At 30.4% G+C, this 15,380-nt stretch carries 18 protein-coding genes; 6 read left to right on the top strand and 12 right to left on the bottom strand.

What is annotated here, in order from left to right; genetic code table 11:
• Positions 1-36: 36 nt before the first annotated feature.
• On the bottom strand, positions 37-510 hold the full coding sequence (gene greA, locus BWR22_RS02150; RefSeq protein ID WP_076734344.1) for a transcription elongation factor GreA: 474 nt from the start codon (positions 508-510) through the stop codon (positions 37-39).
• Positions 511-684: 174 nt separating this feature from the next.
• Here greA and BWR22_RS02145 point away from each other — a divergent pair, with 174 nt between their 5' ends.
• On the top strand, positions 685-1,131 hold the full coding sequence (locus tag BWR22_RS02145) for a hypothetical protein (RefSeq protein WP_076731797.1): 447 nt from the start codon (positions 685-687) through the stop codon (positions 1,129-1,131).
• Between the two features lie 136 nt (positions 1,132-1,267).
• On the opposite strand, the gene BWR22_RS02140 is transcribed toward BWR22_RS02145, so the two are convergent.
• From BWR22_RS02140 to BWR22_RS02105, 8 genes are all read right to left on the bottom strand, one after another.
• On the bottom strand, positions 1,268-3,487 hold the full coding sequence (locus BWR22_RS02140) for a TonB-dependent receptor (protein ID WP_076731796.1): 2,220 nt from the start codon (positions 3,485-3,487) through the stop codon (positions 1,268-1,270).
• 274 nt (positions 3,488-3,761) lie between these two features.
• The gene (gene arfB, locus BWR22_RS02135) at positions 3,762-4,169 is read right to left on the bottom strand and encodes an alternative ribosome rescue aminoacyl-tRNA hydrolase ArfB (protein ID WP_076731795.1); all 408 of its coding nucleotides are present in this window, start codon (positions 4,167-4,169) and stop codon (positions 3,762-3,764) included.
• The gene (locus tag BWR22_RS02130; RefSeq protein WP_076731794.1) at positions 4,169-5,719 is read right to left on the bottom strand and encodes a DUF4301 family protein; all 1,551 of its coding nucleotides are present in this window, start codon (positions 5,717-5,719) and stop codon (positions 4,169-4,171) included. Before BWR22_RS02130 ends, arfB begins: the two co-directional genes overlap by 1 nt.
• Positions 5,716-6,285: an AAA family ATPase gene (locus BWR22_RS02125; protein WP_076731793.1), complete on the bottom strand. Its 570-nt coding sequence runs from the start codon at positions 6,283-6,285 to the stop codon at positions 5,716-5,718. Before BWR22_RS02125 ends, BWR22_RS02130 begins: the two co-directional genes overlap by 4 nt.
• Positions 6,246-6,878 carry a nicotinamide riboside transporter PnuC gene (gene pnuC, locus BWR22_RS02120; protein WP_076731792.1) on the bottom strand — a complete coding sequence of 211 codons (633 nt, stop codon included), beginning with the start codon at positions 6,876-6,878 and terminating at the stop codon, positions 6,246-6,248. The genes BWR22_RS02125 and pnuC overlap by 40 nt, the downstream gene beginning before the upstream one ends.
• Positions 6,862-7,122, bottom strand: coding sequence for a hypothetical protein (locus BWR22_RS02115; protein WP_076731791.1), 261 nt, complete (start codon positions 7,120-7,122; stop codon positions 6,862-6,864). Before BWR22_RS02115 ends, pnuC begins: the two co-directional genes overlap by 17 nt.
• A gap of 2 nt (positions 7,123-7,124) precedes the next feature.
• On the bottom strand, positions 7,125-7,835 hold the full coding sequence (locus tag BWR22_RS02110; RefSeq protein ID WP_076731790.1) for a geranylgeranylglyceryl/heptaprenylglyceryl phosphate synthase: 711 nt from the start codon (positions 7,833-7,835) through the stop codon (positions 7,125-7,127).
• A 2-nt stretch (positions 7,836-7,837) separates the two neighbouring features.
• Complete coding sequence (locus BWR22_RS02105) at positions 7,838-8,464, bottom strand: 4'-phosphopantetheinyl transferase family protein (RefSeq protein WP_076731789.1); 627 nt, start codon at positions 8,462-8,464, stop codon at positions 7,838-7,840.
• A gap of 130 nt (positions 8,465-8,594) precedes the next feature.
• On the opposite strand from BWR22_RS02105, the gene ahcY reads away from it, so the two are divergent.
• The 4 genes from ahcY (at position 8,595) to BWR22_RS02085 (ending at position 12,172) form a co-directional block, all read left to right on the top strand.
• The gene (gene ahcY / locus BWR22_RS02100; protein WP_076734343.1) at positions 8,595-9,911 is read left to right on the top strand and encodes an adenosylhomocysteinase; all 1,317 of its coding nucleotides are present in this window, start codon (positions 8,595-8,597) and stop codon (positions 9,909-9,911) included.
• A 156-nt stretch (positions 9,912-10,067) separates the two neighbouring features.
• Positions 10,068-10,433 (top strand): S24 family peptidase, encoded by a 366-nt coding sequence (locus tag BWR22_RS02095; protein WP_076731788.1) that lies wholly within the window; start codon positions 10,068-10,070, stop codon positions 10,431-10,433.
• Entirely contained in the window at positions 10,434-11,705 is a 1,272-nt protein-coding gene (locus BWR22_RS02090; protein ID WP_076731787.1) for a Y-family DNA polymerase, read from the top strand.
• A gap of 2 nt (positions 11,706-11,707) precedes the next feature.
• Positions 11,708-12,172 (top strand): DUF1569 domain-containing protein, encoded by a 465-nt coding sequence (locus tag BWR22_RS02085; protein WP_076731786.1) that lies wholly within the window; start codon positions 11,708-11,710, stop codon positions 12,170-12,172.
• 55 nt (positions 12,173-12,227) lie between these two features.
• Here BWR22_RS02085 and rpmA read toward each other — a convergent pair whose 3' ends face one another.
• The 3 genes from rpmA to BWR22_RS02070 form a co-directional block, all read right to left on the bottom strand.
• Positions 12,228-12,488: a 50S ribosomal protein L27 gene (gene rpmA / locus BWR22_RS02080; protein ID WP_013869859.1), complete on the bottom strand. Its 261-nt coding sequence runs from the start codon at positions 12,486-12,488 to the stop codon at positions 12,228-12,230.
• Between the two features lie 41 nt (positions 12,489-12,529).
• Entirely contained in the window at positions 12,530-13,198 is a 669-nt protein-coding gene (rplU, locus tag BWR22_RS02075; protein WP_076731785.1) for a 50S ribosomal protein L21, read from the bottom strand.
• Between the two features lie 165 nt (positions 13,199-13,363).
• The gene (locus tag BWR22_RS02070; RefSeq protein ID WP_076731784.1) at positions 13,364-13,855 is read right to left on the bottom strand and encodes a DUF4199 domain-containing protein; all 492 of its coding nucleotides are present in this window, start codon (positions 13,853-13,855) and stop codon (positions 13,364-13,366) included.
• Positions 13,856-14,045: 190 nt separating this feature from the next.
• Here BWR22_RS02070 and BWR22_RS02065 point away from each other — a divergent pair, with 190 nt between their 5' ends.
• Complete coding sequence (locus BWR22_RS02065) at positions 14,046-15,368, top strand: M16 family metallopeptidase (RefSeq protein ID WP_076731783.1); 1,323 nt, start codon at positions 14,046-14,048, stop codon at positions 15,366-15,368.
• Positions 15,369-15,380: the final 12 nt, after the last annotated feature.

Raw genomic sequence — 15,380 nt, 5'->3', positions numbered from 1 at the left:
GTATTACAGATTTTTTTCGCGAAAGCGAAATAATTATTATCTGCTTATTTCTACAATATCAAATTTTATAATACCACTTGGCACACTAATTTCTGCAACATCTCCAACCGATTTTCCAAGTAATCCTTGACCAATAGGTGAATTTACGGAAATTTTACCAGCAGCTAAATCTGCTTCTCCATCTGCAACTAAAGTATAATTCATTTCTATACCATTGTTTTGGTTTTTAATTTTTACTTTAGATAATACTAATATTTTAGAGGTATCCATTTGGCTTTCGTCTATAACACGAGCACCAGCAAGTTGGTCTTCTAATTTACTAATACGCATTTCTAGCATACCTTGGGCTTCTTTTGCTGCATCGTATTCGGCATTTTCACTTAAATCACCTTTATCTCGTGCTTCTGCAATAGCATTACTAGCCTTTACACGCTCGACATCTTTTAACTGTTTTAGCTCTTCTCTTAACTTTTTTAAGCCTTCGGCTGTATAATATGATACTTTACTCATAACTTTTTCGTTTAAAACATACATTCGTTAATTACTAAACTCAAAATATCCCGAAACAATTTCGGGATTTAACGAAAAAATCTCGCTTACACGAGATTACATTACAAATATACAAAATATTTAATTCGCAAATTACTTTTGTTGTAAATTGCAAAGCCTTAAAAAAATTAAAAAATGAAATTAAAATCCTTAACATTATTACTCGTATTTGGTGTTTTACTTAACTCTTGTAATAAAGATGATGATAATAACCAAAATACAAATCCATATATTCCAAATGCAGTGTTTGACACTGGAAACCTAATAAATACTAGTTTACCACAATATAACCAAATGCAGTTTCCAGGAAACCATATTGTTTTAAACAGTAATTATGGTATTAAAGGTGTGGTGGTTTACTTCTCTGGTAGTGCTTATAGCGCTTTCGAACTAAGCGACCCTAATCATGCAATAAGTTCTTGTTCAAATTTAACTGTCGATGGCATTATTGCTACTTGTGGTTGTGAAGATGAAAATGCTTACGAAATTTTAAATGGCACAAAACAAGATGGAGGACAATATGCAATGGTTCGCTATCAAGTAGAAGTTATTGGAGACGTTATCCGGGTGTATAACAATTAGGGCAAATCTCGATAATAATCGAGACCAGGCTCTCACTACTCGCTCTCTTTGAGGAGCTCAAACATACCGTTCCATCCTTTTTGCAATAAAAAAAAGCGGCATCGAGCCGCTTTTTTTTATATAAGTATTTTCCTGTTTAGAATTTTAAAGTTGCACCAACAAGAAAGTTTGTAGTTGCTTGCGGGTAATAACCTACACCTTCAATAGTTGTTGTCTCTCCAGCAACAGACCATGTATCATCGTAAGTGTAATAAAAACCGTTAGAAATATATTCTTCACCAAAAATATTATTAACTAAACCAGATAAAAGGATAGACTTGAATATTTTATTGGTTTTAATCTCGTAAGTTACATTAAAATCATTTACAAAGTAGCTTTCTAATTTAGATAATTCGGCTTCTGTATTACTCATAAATTGCTCTCCAACATATTTACTTAAAAACGATAATTGTAAATTTTCCATTGGTTTAAATACTAAAGCGTTAGAAGCCACAACATCTGGAGAAAAAGAAATATCTGTTCTACCTAAATTTACTAAAGCACCGTCTATAGAAGCAATAGTTTCATCATTTTTATTAGAGCTTAAAGTTACATTAGGCTGTATAGAAAATTGATCTGTAATTTTAACAACAGCTTCTAATTCTAAACCTAAGCGAGAACTTTTACCAGAGTTATCTCTTAGTGGTGAAGCTACATCGTCTAATTCACCAGTTAATACTAATTGCTCGTTATATAACATATAATAAACATTTGCATTAAAAATTAAGTTTGAGTTTTTAAATCTCCATCCCAATTCAAAATCATTTAACTGTTCTGGTTTAACGTCTTCATTATTTTTGAAATCGTCTCTATTTGGTTCTCTATTTGCTCTAGCATAAGAGAAATAAAAATTATTTTTGTTGTTTAAGTTGTAAGATAATCCTGCTTTTGGATTAAAGAAACTAAAACTTTTATCAATTTCAAAAAGCTCTAAATCTGAATTTATACCACTAGTATCGTAGTTTACGCTTCTATATTGTAAATCTCCAAAAAGACTTAATTTATTGTTTAATTGGTATGTTGCTTTTGCAAATACACTAAAATCATATTTATCGCCATTACCATCGTAATAACGATCTCTAATTTCACTATTACTAGCAAATTGAGACCATATTACCTCTCCAAAATGCTCACCATGGTAAGAGCTATAAAATACACCTGTATTCATATTTAATTTTTCATCCTTATAATTTACACTAGCATTTAATGCATAAAAATCGTTATCTAACCAGCGTCTTCTAATAACATCGGTTTCGTTTATTGTTTCTCCTCCAATAGTTATTTCATCAAAACCATAAGTTTCAAAATCTTCATCTTCTTTATATTGCTCAAAATAACCGCGTCCATAAGTGTAGTTTAAACCTAAATTTGTAGACCAATTATTATTAAACTTTTGGTTCCAATGTAATTGGTAATGGTCTTGCTTGTAATTATCAACTTCATTATCGTAAAATTGAAGTTCTCCATTTTCATTAAAATAAGCACCAGATACATTAAAAGTTCTATTTTCATCAATATTTGGATTTTCTCCAAGAGATTCTATTTGATCTGGATCAAAACCATTCCAAGCTTGGTATGTTACTTCGTGCCCACCAAAAGTAATGGCTTTAATAAGTGTATTATCATCTATATAAGATCCTTGTAAATAATAAGATTTTAAATCGGATTCTGCTCTATCAATATAACCATCGGAATTTATTTGAGATAAACGACCAGAAATTTCAATATGGTTATCTATTAATCCTGTGCTGTATTTTACGGTATGTTTTCTTGTATTATAGCTACCAAAACTGTTAGCTATTTCACCATTAGCTTCTTTTGAAGCTGCATCTGTTAATACATTAATACTTGCACCAAAAGCACCAGAACCGTTTGTAGATGTACCGACACCACGTTGTAACTGTAAGCTTTCTACAGAAGAAGAAAAATCTCCTAAATTTACCCAAAAGGTTCCTAAACTTTCAGAATCGTTATATGGTATTCCATTAATAGTAATATTTGTAGATTGTGCACTTACACCACGCACTCTAATTCCAGTATAACCAACTCCTGCACCAGCATCACTAGTGGTTACTACAGATGGTAAATAATTAAGTAGAATTGGAATATCTTGACCTAGGTTTCGTTTTTCTAATTCTTCTTTTGTAACGTTAGAATGTGTAATTGGTGAGTTTGCATCTACTCTAAGAGATTTAATTAAAACTTCATCTAAAGTTTCAATTTTTGTAGAGTCTTGCTTAATTTCTTGAGCAAAAGCATTAAAAGTTAGTCCTGCAAAGGCTAAAAATAAAGTTGTGTTTTTTACAATTGATTTCATTCGAAATACATTTAAATCACGAATAAAAAGAGGTAATTATTCTATTATAATAATTAGTTTTTTTTGAAATACATTAATTATCATTTTGTAAACCTACTCACCTGCAGATAAGTAAACACACAATAATTAAAATATTTCTTCAAATTCCTAAACAGCATTACCTGTTCTAGGTTCAATGGGTATGATCTCAGCCGATATTTAGGCACCCCTTTTTTGAGAACGCTGCAAAGGTAGGTCTCTTTTTTTAATTTCCTAAAATATAATTACTAATTTTTTAATCTAAGTTAGGTTTCTGCCTATTTGCTTTACGCTCTTTATTAGCACGTTTATTTTTTAACCTTTTAATAATTACGGCTTTAGGAATTTTTGTTGGAATACGTTTTTTTTCTTTATACAGAGCTAATTTAAGTAGTTCTATAGCTCTTATTGTAGCAATGTTTTTATTTCTATGTTGACTACGGATTTCGCCACATTGTAATATTAAGAGGCCTTCTTTTGTTATTCGGTTTGATAATTTATATTGAATACTCTGCTTTTGTATATTGGTTAATACTAAAGAGTCTTTAACATTAAAAGACAGTTCTATTTTAGAGGATACTTTATTTACATGCTGTCCTCCAGCTCCAGAACTTCTAACACCTTTAAAATTAAATTCTTTAATTATTGCCTCTTCATTAAACATTATACTTGGTGTCTAGGTTTTAATAAATCTGTTACTGTTTTTACTGGATTAAAAGTGACTAAAGGCACTTCTACAAAAATTGTATTCCAATTTGCCATACTACCGTTCCAAAGTCCAGGAGACTCAAGTGCTTTAATGTTTTTTCCTGTTTTAGTTTTCATTGTAACAAATGCTGTTTTTGGGTCTACAAATTTAGAGAGATCAAAAGTTTTTCCTTTATAGTCTTTTATACCACACACTAAATCTACAGGATTAAAATGTGTTGCATTTTTTAAAATATTTTTTTGCTGCTTATTTTTTTTATCTACTTGAGCAGATTCTACAATTTGTAATGAAACAGTGCCACTTTCGCTTTTAACCCAAAATGGTCCTCCACCAGGTTCGCCTTCGTTTTTAACCATTCCGCAAACACGAAAAGGTCTATTAAGCTTATTTTTTAAGTATTCTATTTGATATTTAGTTGAAAATTTTTCGAATTCTAAAGAGATAATAACATTTAAGTTCTTTCTTAAAAAACGTGCTATTTCTAATAGTTTACTTTCTGATATTTCATTATTTTCTAATTGTTTTAAAAACTTAAATGCCTGTTTTTGTTCTTTTAATAAAATACCAGCTAACACTTTTTTATAGTATGCAACTTCAGCCTCATATTTATAAACCACCACATTATCTATATTTTTTATAAAAAGAATATCTCCTTCAAAATCATTTAAATTAGATAATAATGCGCCATGACCAGATGGTCTAAAATGCAGTGTTCCATCTGTGTTTACTATTGGTTCATTTTTAGTTGACACAGCAATGGTATCTGTTTCTTCCTTTTGATAAGAATATGTTATATTAAATGTTGTTTTGGTTTTTTTCTCTACGATAGCTTGTATACGCTTAAATTCATTTTTAAATACATCCTTATAAATTTCTGAAATGGTAAAGTGAATACTAGTTTTATTTTGTGTACACACATATATTGCTGCCTCAAATAAATGCTCTTCAAAAGCAGTTGCAATATGATCTTTATACTTATGAAATGGCAATAGTCCTTTTGGTGAAAAGCTATAATTTAAACGGTCTTCATTTAACATTGTTTTTATAAACTCAACAGCTTTTAAATCTGACGAAAGTGTATCAAAATTGGGAACAAATTTTTTAGTTTCTGTAATAACTATTTCGTAAAAAGGTAATTTTTCTAAACCTACTCCAAAAGCAAATAATTCATTTGCTTTATGTTTGTTAATATAACGGTTTATAGTCTCTTTTTTAGGGTTGAAATTGTCAAGAAATTCAAATAAGAATTTAAACATTCTTGTTGCTGCACCAGAAGCTGGCACAAATTTTACAATATTTAAATCTTCTTTCTGCTCATCGTAATATGCAGCATATTCATTTTTTTCTTCTTCCGAAAAACGAAAAATACCATCACCTACTATAGCTGCAGATTCTAAATTAATATTAGGTAATCCTGTTTTAAAAACTTCAATTTGTTGTAGAACTTTATCAACAGTTAAACCTTTATCTTCAATTTGTTTTATTTGTTTTGAGGTAAAATTCATTTTCTGTTTTTAATCAAATTATCTATATGTTTTATTGCAATTTCAAGACGTTCTTTTTTGTCTCCTTTTAACAAAACATATGGTCTATTATATTTTTTTAAAGCTTTCTCAAAAAAGTTAAACATTGTTTGTCTTTCTTCTGGCTTATCTCTTAAATCGTCGGCCTCCCAAGGCGTATCAATATACGCTAAAAAGTATAAATCGTAAGTGTTTTGTAGTGCATATTTTTCTAATACTGGATCACAAGTTCCAGAATAATATGCTTCGGAATATACTTTGGTTTCGAGTAAATCTGTATCACAAATAAGTACAGAATCTGTTAATTGAGCTAATTCATTTTCTAATGCCATTTGTCCTTCAGCAATTGGCAATAAATCTTTTGGTTCACAAATTTTTTGTTCCTCATCCCATTTACGTTGAAGGTATTCGCGAGCATATTCGCGAACCCAAACCGTATTATAGTGTTTAGCTAATTGCTTAGACAATGTTGTCTTACCAGTAGATTCTGGCCCAAATAAAACTACTTTTAGGCAATTTGCTCTTTCTTGTTTAAACTTTTCTTCCATTGTTTATAAGCTTGTATTGCTAAAATGGTAAATATTAAATATTGTAAAGACAACATGCCTAATCCTCTATAAGCGTAGAGCGGTATTGTAATAAGGTCTCCAATAATCCACAAGGTCCAATTTTCTATTTTCTTTGTCGCCATATACCACATTGCTGTAAAGAAAATACCCGAGGTAATAATATCTATATAATTAGGGATTTCTAATTTGTAACCATAAACATTATATACTAAATACGTTACATACATGGTAATAAAAAACAAAGCAATACCAATTATTTTTTCTTGAGTATTCGTTCTAGAAATTGGTACAATGTACTCATTCTCTTTTTTTCTAGCCCAATTCCACCAACCGTAAATACTCATTACAGAATAATAAAAATTCATCATCATATCTCCAAAATATTCTGCTTTATATAAAAGATAAACTGTAATTATTGTAGCTATTAATCCTGTTGGATAAACAAGTATATTTTCGCGTTTAGCATAAATTACACTTACAATACCAAAAACAAAAGCAATAGCTTCTAGAATAACATCTAAGGTGGATGCATTTTTATAGGCATCAAGAAAAAAATCAAAAATCTGGTTCATAATCGTGCCTATCGGTTTTTACCACTTTCATTGTTAATACTGAAATATCTACATTCTCAAAAGATCGTTTTATTTCTTGGTTAAGAAAAGGCATAAGCGTATCAAAATCACCATAGATTTGAGTACTTAATGGGTTTTCTAAAACTGTAAATTCTGAGTCACGGAGTGCTTTTATAAATTCTATTACATGCTTTTCATAATCATCTTGTAAAGGTGATAATGTTAAATCTACTGATATATTCATAATTATTTTTTTAATTCTTCAAAAAAAGTTTCATCCTCTTCAAAAGCTGTACCTATAACAACCATATTTGCTCCAGATTTAAATGCATTCTCAATAGCTAATTTACTTCTTATACCTCCACCAACTATTAATGGTATATTAATATTATTTTTTACTGCTTCTATAATTTTAGTCGAAACTTCTTTCTTTGCTCCACTTCCAGCTTCCAAATAAACCAATTGCATTCCTAATAATTCCGAAGCTTTTGCAGTATCTACAATTTCTAAAACATTAGTTAATGGTTTAGTATTTGTTACTTTTTGAGTTGAAGTTTCCTTACCTCCATCAATTAAAATATAAGCTGTAGGAATCACCTCTAATTTAGAATCTCTTAATTTTGAAACAGCTTTTACTTGTTGACCAATTAAGTATTCTGGGTTTCTACCAGAAACTAAAGACAAAAACAATATTGCATCTGCCTCTTCCGATACCTGCAAAATGTCTCCTGGAAATAAAACAATTGGCAATGTGGTTAAAGGCTTTATAATTTTTAGCAATTTTTCTGTTGCATAATCTTTAACTGTACTACCTCCAACAAATATATGAGTGGCTATAGATTTATTTACTTTATCTATAAATTGCGATGTATTATTTAAGTTGAATTTATCTGGATCTATTAAAACTGCAAGGTTTTGTTTTTGGGAAACTTTTATGTGATGTAAAATAGATTCCATAATTAAACTAATACATAAGCACATGTAAATCCTTCAAACTCTAGAAAATATGAATTGTACTTATATTTCTTCATTTTATAATCTATCCAAGATACTGTTTCATAATCTTCTAACATAAATGGAATCACCAAAAAGTGCTCTCTAAACAACATACCTGGAGTTGCAAATAATTTGTAGAGCGATTCTTTTATTCCCCAAATAACCGTTAGTTTTCTAATATATTCTAAGTCGTCTTTATTTAAATACTCAAACTCATAATCCACAAACTTGTGAGCTATAATTCCTATCTTTTCGCGCTGTTTTTCAATATCAATACCAACTTTAGTATCACTAATAATCACTCCTGAAAAAGTAAAACTATGCGTTATAGAAATATGTTTACCATCTTTTAAATGCGGCTTGCCATTAGCATCATAATATAAATCTTGATCTGTGTAACCAAACTCCCTAAGTAAATGTCTTACACTTAAAAATCCACGTTGATGTAATTCGCTTTTCATACCTAAAACACGCTCTAAACTTTCAGGTCTTAGGTTTAATGGTGATAACAAAGCATTATAAGATTCTTCAATCTTCCAGATTTTAACAGTAGTTTGTGAGTTTACACTAATGGATTTATAAAGAGGCATTTAATATTTTAAATGTTATTGATTATCTTTGCAGCGCCTAAGGTAGGTATGCCATTTTATTAAGCGAATTTAACTAATAATGTGCGAATCCCAAAGGCGTTTCATTTTAAAAAACAAAGAGAAAAAAGATATGAGTACAAAAACAGTTGCTTACGTACCTAATAAGGTAAAAGATATGTCGCTTGCGGCTTGGGGAAGAAAAGAAATTAATTTAGCCGAAGCAGAAATGCCAGGTTTAATGAGTTTACGTGAAGAATATAAAGACGAGCAACCTTTAAAAGGTGCCCGTATTGCAGGATGTTTACACATGACGATTCAAACAGCCGTTTTAATTGAAACTTTACAAGCTTTAGGAGCAGAAGTTACTTGGAGTTCTTGTAACATTTTCTCTACACAAGATCAAGCTGCTGCTGCTATTGCAGATGCAGGAACTGCTGTATACGCATGGAAAGACATGACAGAAGAAGAATTTGACTGGTGTATAGAACAAACACTTTTCTTTGGAGAGGAAAGAAAACCATTAAACATGATTTTAGATGATGGTGGAGATTTAACTAATATGGTTTTAGATAAATACCCAGAATTAGCAGATGGTATTAACGGTTTATCAGAAGAAACTACAACTGGTGTTCACAGACTTTACGAGCGTGTAAAAAATGGAACACTACCAATGCCAGCAATTAATGTAAACGACTCTGTTACGAAATCGAAATTCGACAACAAATATGGTTGTAAAGAATCTGCAGTAGACGCTATTCGTCGTGCAACAGATATTATGTTAGCTGGTAAACGTGTTACTGTTTGTGGTTATGGTGATGTTGGTAAAGGAACAGCAGCTTCTTTTAAAGGTGCAGGTTCTATTGTAACAGTTACTGAAATTGACCCAATTTGTGCTTTACAAGCTGCAATGGATGGTTTTGAGGTGAAGAAATTAGAAACTGTAGTTGGAAATAGCGACATCGTTATTACAACAACAGGAAATAAAGACATTGTTAGAGCAGAGCATTTTAAAGCAATGAAAGACAAAACTATTGTTTGTAACATTGGGCACTTTGATAATGAAATTCAAATGGCTTGGTTAAATGAAAACTTTGGTGATACTAAAGATACTATTAAGCCACAAGTAGATAAATATACAGTTAACGGAAAAGAAATTATTATTCTTGCTGAAGGTCGTTTAGTAAACTTAGGTTGTGCAACTGGTCACCCAAGTTTTGTAATGAGTAACTCATTTACAAACCAAACTTTAGCACAAATAGAACTTTGGAACAACAAAGAAGCTTATGGAAACGATGTGTACATGTTACCAAAACACTTAGATGAAAAAGTTGCTAAATTACACCTAGAAAAAATAGGTGTTGAGTTAACAGAACTTAAAGATTACCAGGCAGATTATATTGGTGTTAAAGTAGAAGGTCCTTACAAGCCAGAACACTACAGATACTAAATAATTGTAGATATAAAATAAAAAAATCCAAACATTAATGTTTGGATTTTTTTGTGTTTTTATTTAAATAAACTCAAAAAGAGTTTTAAAAAATAAAAATTGTTAATTAGTTAATTTATAAATCCAGTCTCTAAATTTTCTATTAACTTTAATGCTATGAAAAAGCCTCAAGCACATTTAATAGAAAAATCTAAAAAAAATTATCGCGTTCAGCGACCTGTACAAACAGGTTTTTCGAGTCCTGCGACACATTACCATGAACCAAGAATAGACTTAAACAATGTGCTAGTAAAAAACAGTTCATCTACTTTTTATATAAGAGTTGTAGACGATAGTTTTAAAGATTTTAAGGTTAACAAAAACGATGTACTAATAATAGATAAATCTTTAACACCTAAAAACAACCAACTCGTTGTAGCTATACAAGAAGATGCTTTTAGTATTATTAGAATTAACAAAAATATAGATAAACAAATTCAAATTTGGGGAGTTATTACCTATATTATAAAATCGGTTTTATAAATGATTGCGCTTATAGATTGTAATAGTTTTTATGCTTCTTGTGAACAAGTCTTTAGACCCGATTTACAAAACAAACCTGTTGTTGTTTTAAGTAATAATGACGGATGTATAATTGCTGCAAATAAACAAGCTAAAGCATTAACAAACATTCCAATGTTTCAGCCAATATTTAAAATAAAAAAAATATTGGATGCCAATAATGTAGTTTGTTTTTCTTCTAACTACACACTGTACAGCGATATGTCTCGCAGAGTTATGGATACCTTAAAAAATTTCTCGCACATTGTAGAAGAATATAGTATAGATGAAAGCTTTATAGATTTATCACTCTATAACGAAAAAGATTTAGAAACCGTTGCCATAAATATAAAAGAGACAGTTTATAAAAACACTGGAATTCCTGTTGGTGTTGGTATAGCAAAAACAAAATCACTTGCTAAAATGGCTAATAAATTTGCCAAAAAGCATATAGAAAATGACAATGTTTATGTTGTTAATACAGAAGAAAAACGAAAACACCTTTTACAAAACTCTAAAGTAAAAGATATTTGGGGTGTTGGGAAAAAACACGCCGTTCGTATTGAAAATACAGGATGTAAAACAGCATTAGACTTTGCAAACATGGAAGTTGCTTGGGTTAGAAAACAAATGACCGTTATAGGCGAACGACTTTGGAGAGAGCTTAACGGTCTGCCATGTTTAGAGATGATTACCATACCAAAACCTAAAAAAGCAATAGGTACAGCCAAATCATTTGGTTATAAATTAACAGACTATAGACTAATAGAAGAAGCATGTAGTTATTATGTTGCCGAAGTTGCCGATTTATTAAGACAGCAAAAAAGCGTCGCTACTCAAATTCAAGTATTTTTAACCACAAATTACCATAGTGAATACGATAAGCAATATCAGCAAAGTATAACTATTACTTTAAGCAGTCCAACTAATAGTACTATTAAATTAACACAACAAGCATTAACCGGACTAAAGAAAATTTACAAAACTGGTTTTAGATACAAAAAAGTAGGTGTTAATTTGCTTCATTTAGTTTCCGAAGATCAAGTTCAACTTAATTTATTTAATGTAGACCATAAGATTACAAGTAAAAAAATTACAGACACAATAGATATTTTAAATAGTAAATTTGGAAAAAACAAAGTAAAACTAGCAACCGTTGGCAATCGAGAAAAACAATGGGCTTTAATTAAAGAACAGCGAAGCCCTCGATTTACAACACAATGGGACGAATTAATGACCATTGGTAAAAAATAAAAATGAATTACAAAAAAGTAAAAAAAACTTTAGATAAGCTAAACAGTAACATTAACAACCATACTATTTCTAATCCACAGGTTTCAAAAAGCAGCATAGGTTGGCATATAGATCACAGTTTAAAAGTTATAAATAATGTTATTATTGCTCTTCATAAATCTAATCCAGAGCTCTATAAGAAAAATTTTAGCTTTTTAGGAAAAGTGTTTTTTATGCTTGGTTTTTTTCCAAGAGGAAAAGCAAAAGCTCCAAAGCAAGTAAAACCGCCTGAAATTATTTTAAAAGAAGATATAATCTCGCAAATGCAACTTGCCAAGACTAATGTTGAAACTATTTCTAAATTGCACAAAAATGCATTTTTTAAACACCCTTTTTTTGGAGATATAAATAGTAAGAGAATTTATAGATTTTTAGAACTTCACACAAATCATCATTTAAAAATTATTGATGATATTTTAAAAAAATAAAAAAACGCCTTTCAAAAATGAAAGGCGTTTTTTAATATCTAAAAAGAAATTATTTCTAAGCTTCAAAAGGCTCTATAGAAACGTAAGATTTGTTATCTTTTTTCTTCGTAAATTTTACTAAACCATCTACTTTAGCGTGTAAAGTGTGATCTTTTCCTTGGTATACGTTTTCACCTGGGTGATGCGTATTCCCTCTTTGTCTTATGATAATGTTACCAGCAATAGCAGCTTGACCACCAAATATCTTAACGCCTAAACGTTTTGATTCTGATTCTCTACCATTCTTCGAACTACCAACTCCTTTTTTGTGAGCCATGATCTTAAGGTTTTATATTGTTAATAATAAAGTGGTCGCAATTAAGCTTTTCCACCATCTAATTCGTCTTGCCATTTCTTTAATTCATCCCACTTACCTTCAGCAGCTAATTTAGCTTGTGCTGGCCAAGTATCTGTTACGTGGTTTCCACGAACATCTGCGATAATTTCAGAAATTTTTGCTGCATCTGTTTTTGCTAACTCAGCAAAAGTTGAGATTCCTGCTTCCACTAATGTTGAAGCAATTTTAGGTCCAATACCTTCAACTTTCTTTAAATCGTCTGCTTTTCCTGTTGCTTTTTTTGCAGCAGTCTTTTTTGGTGCAGCAGCTTTTGCTTCTTCTTTTTTAGTTTCTTTTTTTGGAGCAGCTTTTTCAGCTTTTTTAGCTGGCTTAGCTCCAGAAGCTACGATGCTTTCAATTACGATTTCAGATAAAGCTTGTCTGTGTCCATTTTTTACACGGTAACCTTTTCTTCTTTTCTTTTTGAAAACAATAACTTTTTCACCTTGAAGGTGTCTTAAGACTTTTGCACTTACTTGTGCTCCGCCTATAGCTGGGGCGCCTAAAGTAACATTGTCACCATCACCAATTAAAAGAACGTTATCGAAATCTACTTTCTTACCTTCTTCTGTTGTTAAACGGTTAACAAAAACTTTTTGGTCTTTTTCAACTTTAAATTGATGCCCTGCTATCTCTACAATTGCGTACATAGCGTAACGTTTTTATTAATTTGTTATTAAAATAATCTGCCTTCTTCTGAGAAAGCGGATGCAAATATACTTCTAATAAATTAATTTGCAAACGTTTTTATTACTTACATGTATTATTTTTAAGCATTTACTTAACTTTAAAATATATTTTTTAGAGAAAAACAACTACGAAACTTTCTTCATTGTTATCTCTCCGTCTTTTTCATTATTTCTGTTTGGTATATTTCTGCTATCTTTAAATAATTGCATACATGTTAAAGTTAGCACTACTGTTGTAGAGAATCCCATAATAGCGACAACAAAACAAACAACTCCAATACCAACACTATAATCACCACTAAAGACCTCTAATAAATTAGATAAAAAAGCAGGATTAATTTCTGTTGCGTAAAGTAAAAAGAATGCTGTAAATATTATAGTTGCAACAAATCCAGCAACTATACCGGAGGTAAAACCACTTGAATAACTAAAGTTTTTGCCAACTTTTAATTTATGGTATTTTATTACTTCGTAAATACCAAATCCTGTAATTAATCCATTACCTAAACTAAACATTGGGTTTGTATGCAAGTTAAATAACGCTAAAAATAAAAAGAATGCAATTAATGTTGCACTTATAATAAAACCGAAACGGATTGGAAGTGTGAATTTTTTCATATTTAACTGATTTTAAAAATATTATAATTTTAAAGTTCGAAAAAAAAACATCAAAAAAAGAGTAGTTCGTGTTAATTTTTATCTAAAAAATTAATTATTGGTTTTATCAATCCTTATTTTTGTTACTTAATTATGTAACATATTTTGTATGTTATAGACTTATATCACAATTAACCTTAAATATCTCACAATGAAAAAAAATTTATTCTCATTAGCTGCACTGCTTTTGGCTGGATTTGCAGCTAATGCGCAAGAAGTTAAATTTGAAGAGTACGATTTAAGTAACGGTATGCACGTTATTTTACATCAAGACAGAACTGCTCCAGTTATTACAACAGCTGTAATGTACCACGTTGGTGCAAAGGACGAGCAACCAGACCGAACAGGTATGGCTCACTTTTTTGAGCACTTATTATTTGAAGGAACAGAAAACATAGAACGTGGTGACTGGTTTAAAATTGTAGCTGCAAATGGAGGTAGTAACAATGCCAATACTACAGATGATAGAACTTATTATTATGAGGTTTTCCCATCTAATAATTTAGAATTAGGATTATGGATGGAATCTGAGCGTTTAATGCACCCGATAATTAATCAAATTGGTGTAGACACTCAAAATGAAGTAGTAAAAGAGGAAAAACGTTTACGTGTAGATAATGCGCCTTACGGTAAATTTATTGAGAACATAAAATTACATATTTTTAAAAAACACCCTTACAAAGGAACTACAATTGGTAAAATGGAGCATTTAGACGCTGCTTCATTAGAGGAGTTTCAAGAATTTAATAAAAAATTCTACGTGCCAAATAATGCCGTTTTAGTTGTAGCTGGTGATTTTGATGTGCCTTCAACAAAAAAAATGATTGAAGATTATTTTGGACCTATACCAAGAGGTGAAGATATTGTAAGAAACTTTCCAAAAGAAGATCCTATTACAGAAACTATTAAAGCTAAAGCTTACGATTCTAACATACAAATACCTGCAATTATGGCTGCTTATAGAACTCCAGCCATGACAGAGAGAGATGCGTATGTTTTAGATATGTTGTCTACATATTTAAGTTCTGGAAAGACTTCAAAATTATACAAGAAACTTGTTGATGATGAAAAGAAAGCTTTACAAGTTGGAGCATTTAATCAAAGTCAAGAAGATTATGGTACTTATATTTTATTTGGATTACCATTAGGAGACAATACTTTAGAAAGCATATTAGCAGGTATTGATGAAGAGTTAGTAAAAGTTCAAAGCGAATTAATTTCTGAAAGAGACTACCAAAAACTTCAAAATAAATTTGAAAACGATTTTGTAAATTCAAACTCTAGTATTTCTGGTATAGCAAATTCTTTAGCGCGTTATTACATGTTATACGATGATGTTAATTTAATTAATAACGAAATTGATATTTACAGATCAATTACAAGAGAAGAAATTCAAGCAGTAGCTAAAAAATACTTAAATCCAAACCAAAGAGTAGTTTTAGAGTATTTACCAGAAGCTAAAGACGAAAACTAATAAATTTAAAAA

It is taken from the genome of Lacinutrix venerupis (assembly GCF_001971745.1).
Lineage (GTDB): Bacteria > Bacteroidota > Bacteroidia > Flavobacteriales > Flavobacteriaceae > Lacinutrix > Lacinutrix venerupis.
Note: the sequence above shows the minus strand (reverse complement) of the source record. Positions and strands in the feature narration are given on the sequence as shown.

Coding starts and splice junctions, on each gene's coding strand:
- rplU (WP_076731785.1), bottom strand. CDS start 13,198: ATGTACGCAATTGTAGAGATAGCAGGGCATCAATTTAAAGTTGAAAAA.
- BWR22_RS02095 (WP_076731788.1), top strand. CDS start 10,068: ATGAAAAAGCCTCAAGCACATTTAATAGAAAAATCTAAAAAAAATTAT.
- BWR22_RS02090 (WP_076731787.1), top strand. CDS start 10,434: ATGATTGCGCTTATAGATTGTAATAGTTTTTATGCTTCTTGTGAACAA.
- BWR22_RS02085 (WP_076731786.1), top strand. CDS start 11,708: ATGAATTACAAAAAAGTAAAAAAAACTTTAGATAAGCTAAACAGTAAC.
- BWR22_RS02125 (WP_076731793.1), bottom strand. CDS start 6,285: ATGGAAGAAAAGTTTAAACAAGAAAGAGCAAATTGCCTAAAAGTAGTT.
- BWR22_RS02145 (WP_076731797.1), top strand. CDS start 685: ATGAAATTAAAATCCTTAACATTATTACTCGTATTTGGTGTTTTACTT.
- BWR22_RS02130 (WP_076731794.1), bottom strand. CDS start 5,719: ATGAATTTTACCTCAAAACAAATAAAACAAATTGAAGATAAAGGTTTA.
- BWR22_RS02105 (WP_076731789.1), bottom strand. CDS start 8,464: ATGCCTCTTTATAAATCCATTAGTGTAAACTCACAAACTACTGTTAAA.
- arfB (WP_076731795.1), bottom strand. CDS start 4,169: ATGTTTAATGAAGAGGCAATAATTAAAGAATTTAATTTTAAAGGTGTT.
- BWR22_RS02070 (WP_076731784.1), bottom strand. CDS start 13,855: ATGAAAAAATTCACACTTCCAATCCGTTTCGGTTTTATTATAAGTGCA.
- BWR22_RS02115 (WP_076731791.1), bottom strand. CDS start 7,122: ATGAATATATCAGTAGATTTAACATTATCACCTTTACAAGATGATTAT.
- BWR22_RS02110 (WP_076731790.1), bottom strand. CDS start 7,835: ATGGAATCTATTTTACATCACATAAAAGTTTCCCAAAAACAAAACCTT.
- BWR22_RS02065 (WP_076731783.1), top strand. CDS start 14,046: ATGAAAAAAAATTTATTCTCATTAGCTGCACTGCTTTTGGCTGGATTT.
- BWR22_RS02140 (WP_076731796.1), bottom strand. CDS start 3,487: ATGAAATCAATTGTAAAAAACACAACTTTATTTTTAGCCTTTGCAGGA.
- greA (WP_076734344.1), bottom strand. CDS start 510: ATGAGTAAAGTATCATATTATACAGCCGAAGGCTTAAAAAAGTTAAGA.
- pnuC (WP_076731792.1), bottom strand. CDS start 6,878: ATGAACCAGATTTTTGATTTTTTTCTTGATGCCTATAAAAATGCATCC.
- ahcY (WP_076734343.1), top strand. CDS start 8,595: ATGAGTACAAAAACAGTTGCTTACGTACCTAATAAGGTAAAAGATATG.
- rpmA (WP_013869859.1), bottom strand. CDS start 12,488: ATGGCTCACAAAAAAGGAGTTGGTAGTTCGAAGAATGGTAGAGAATCA.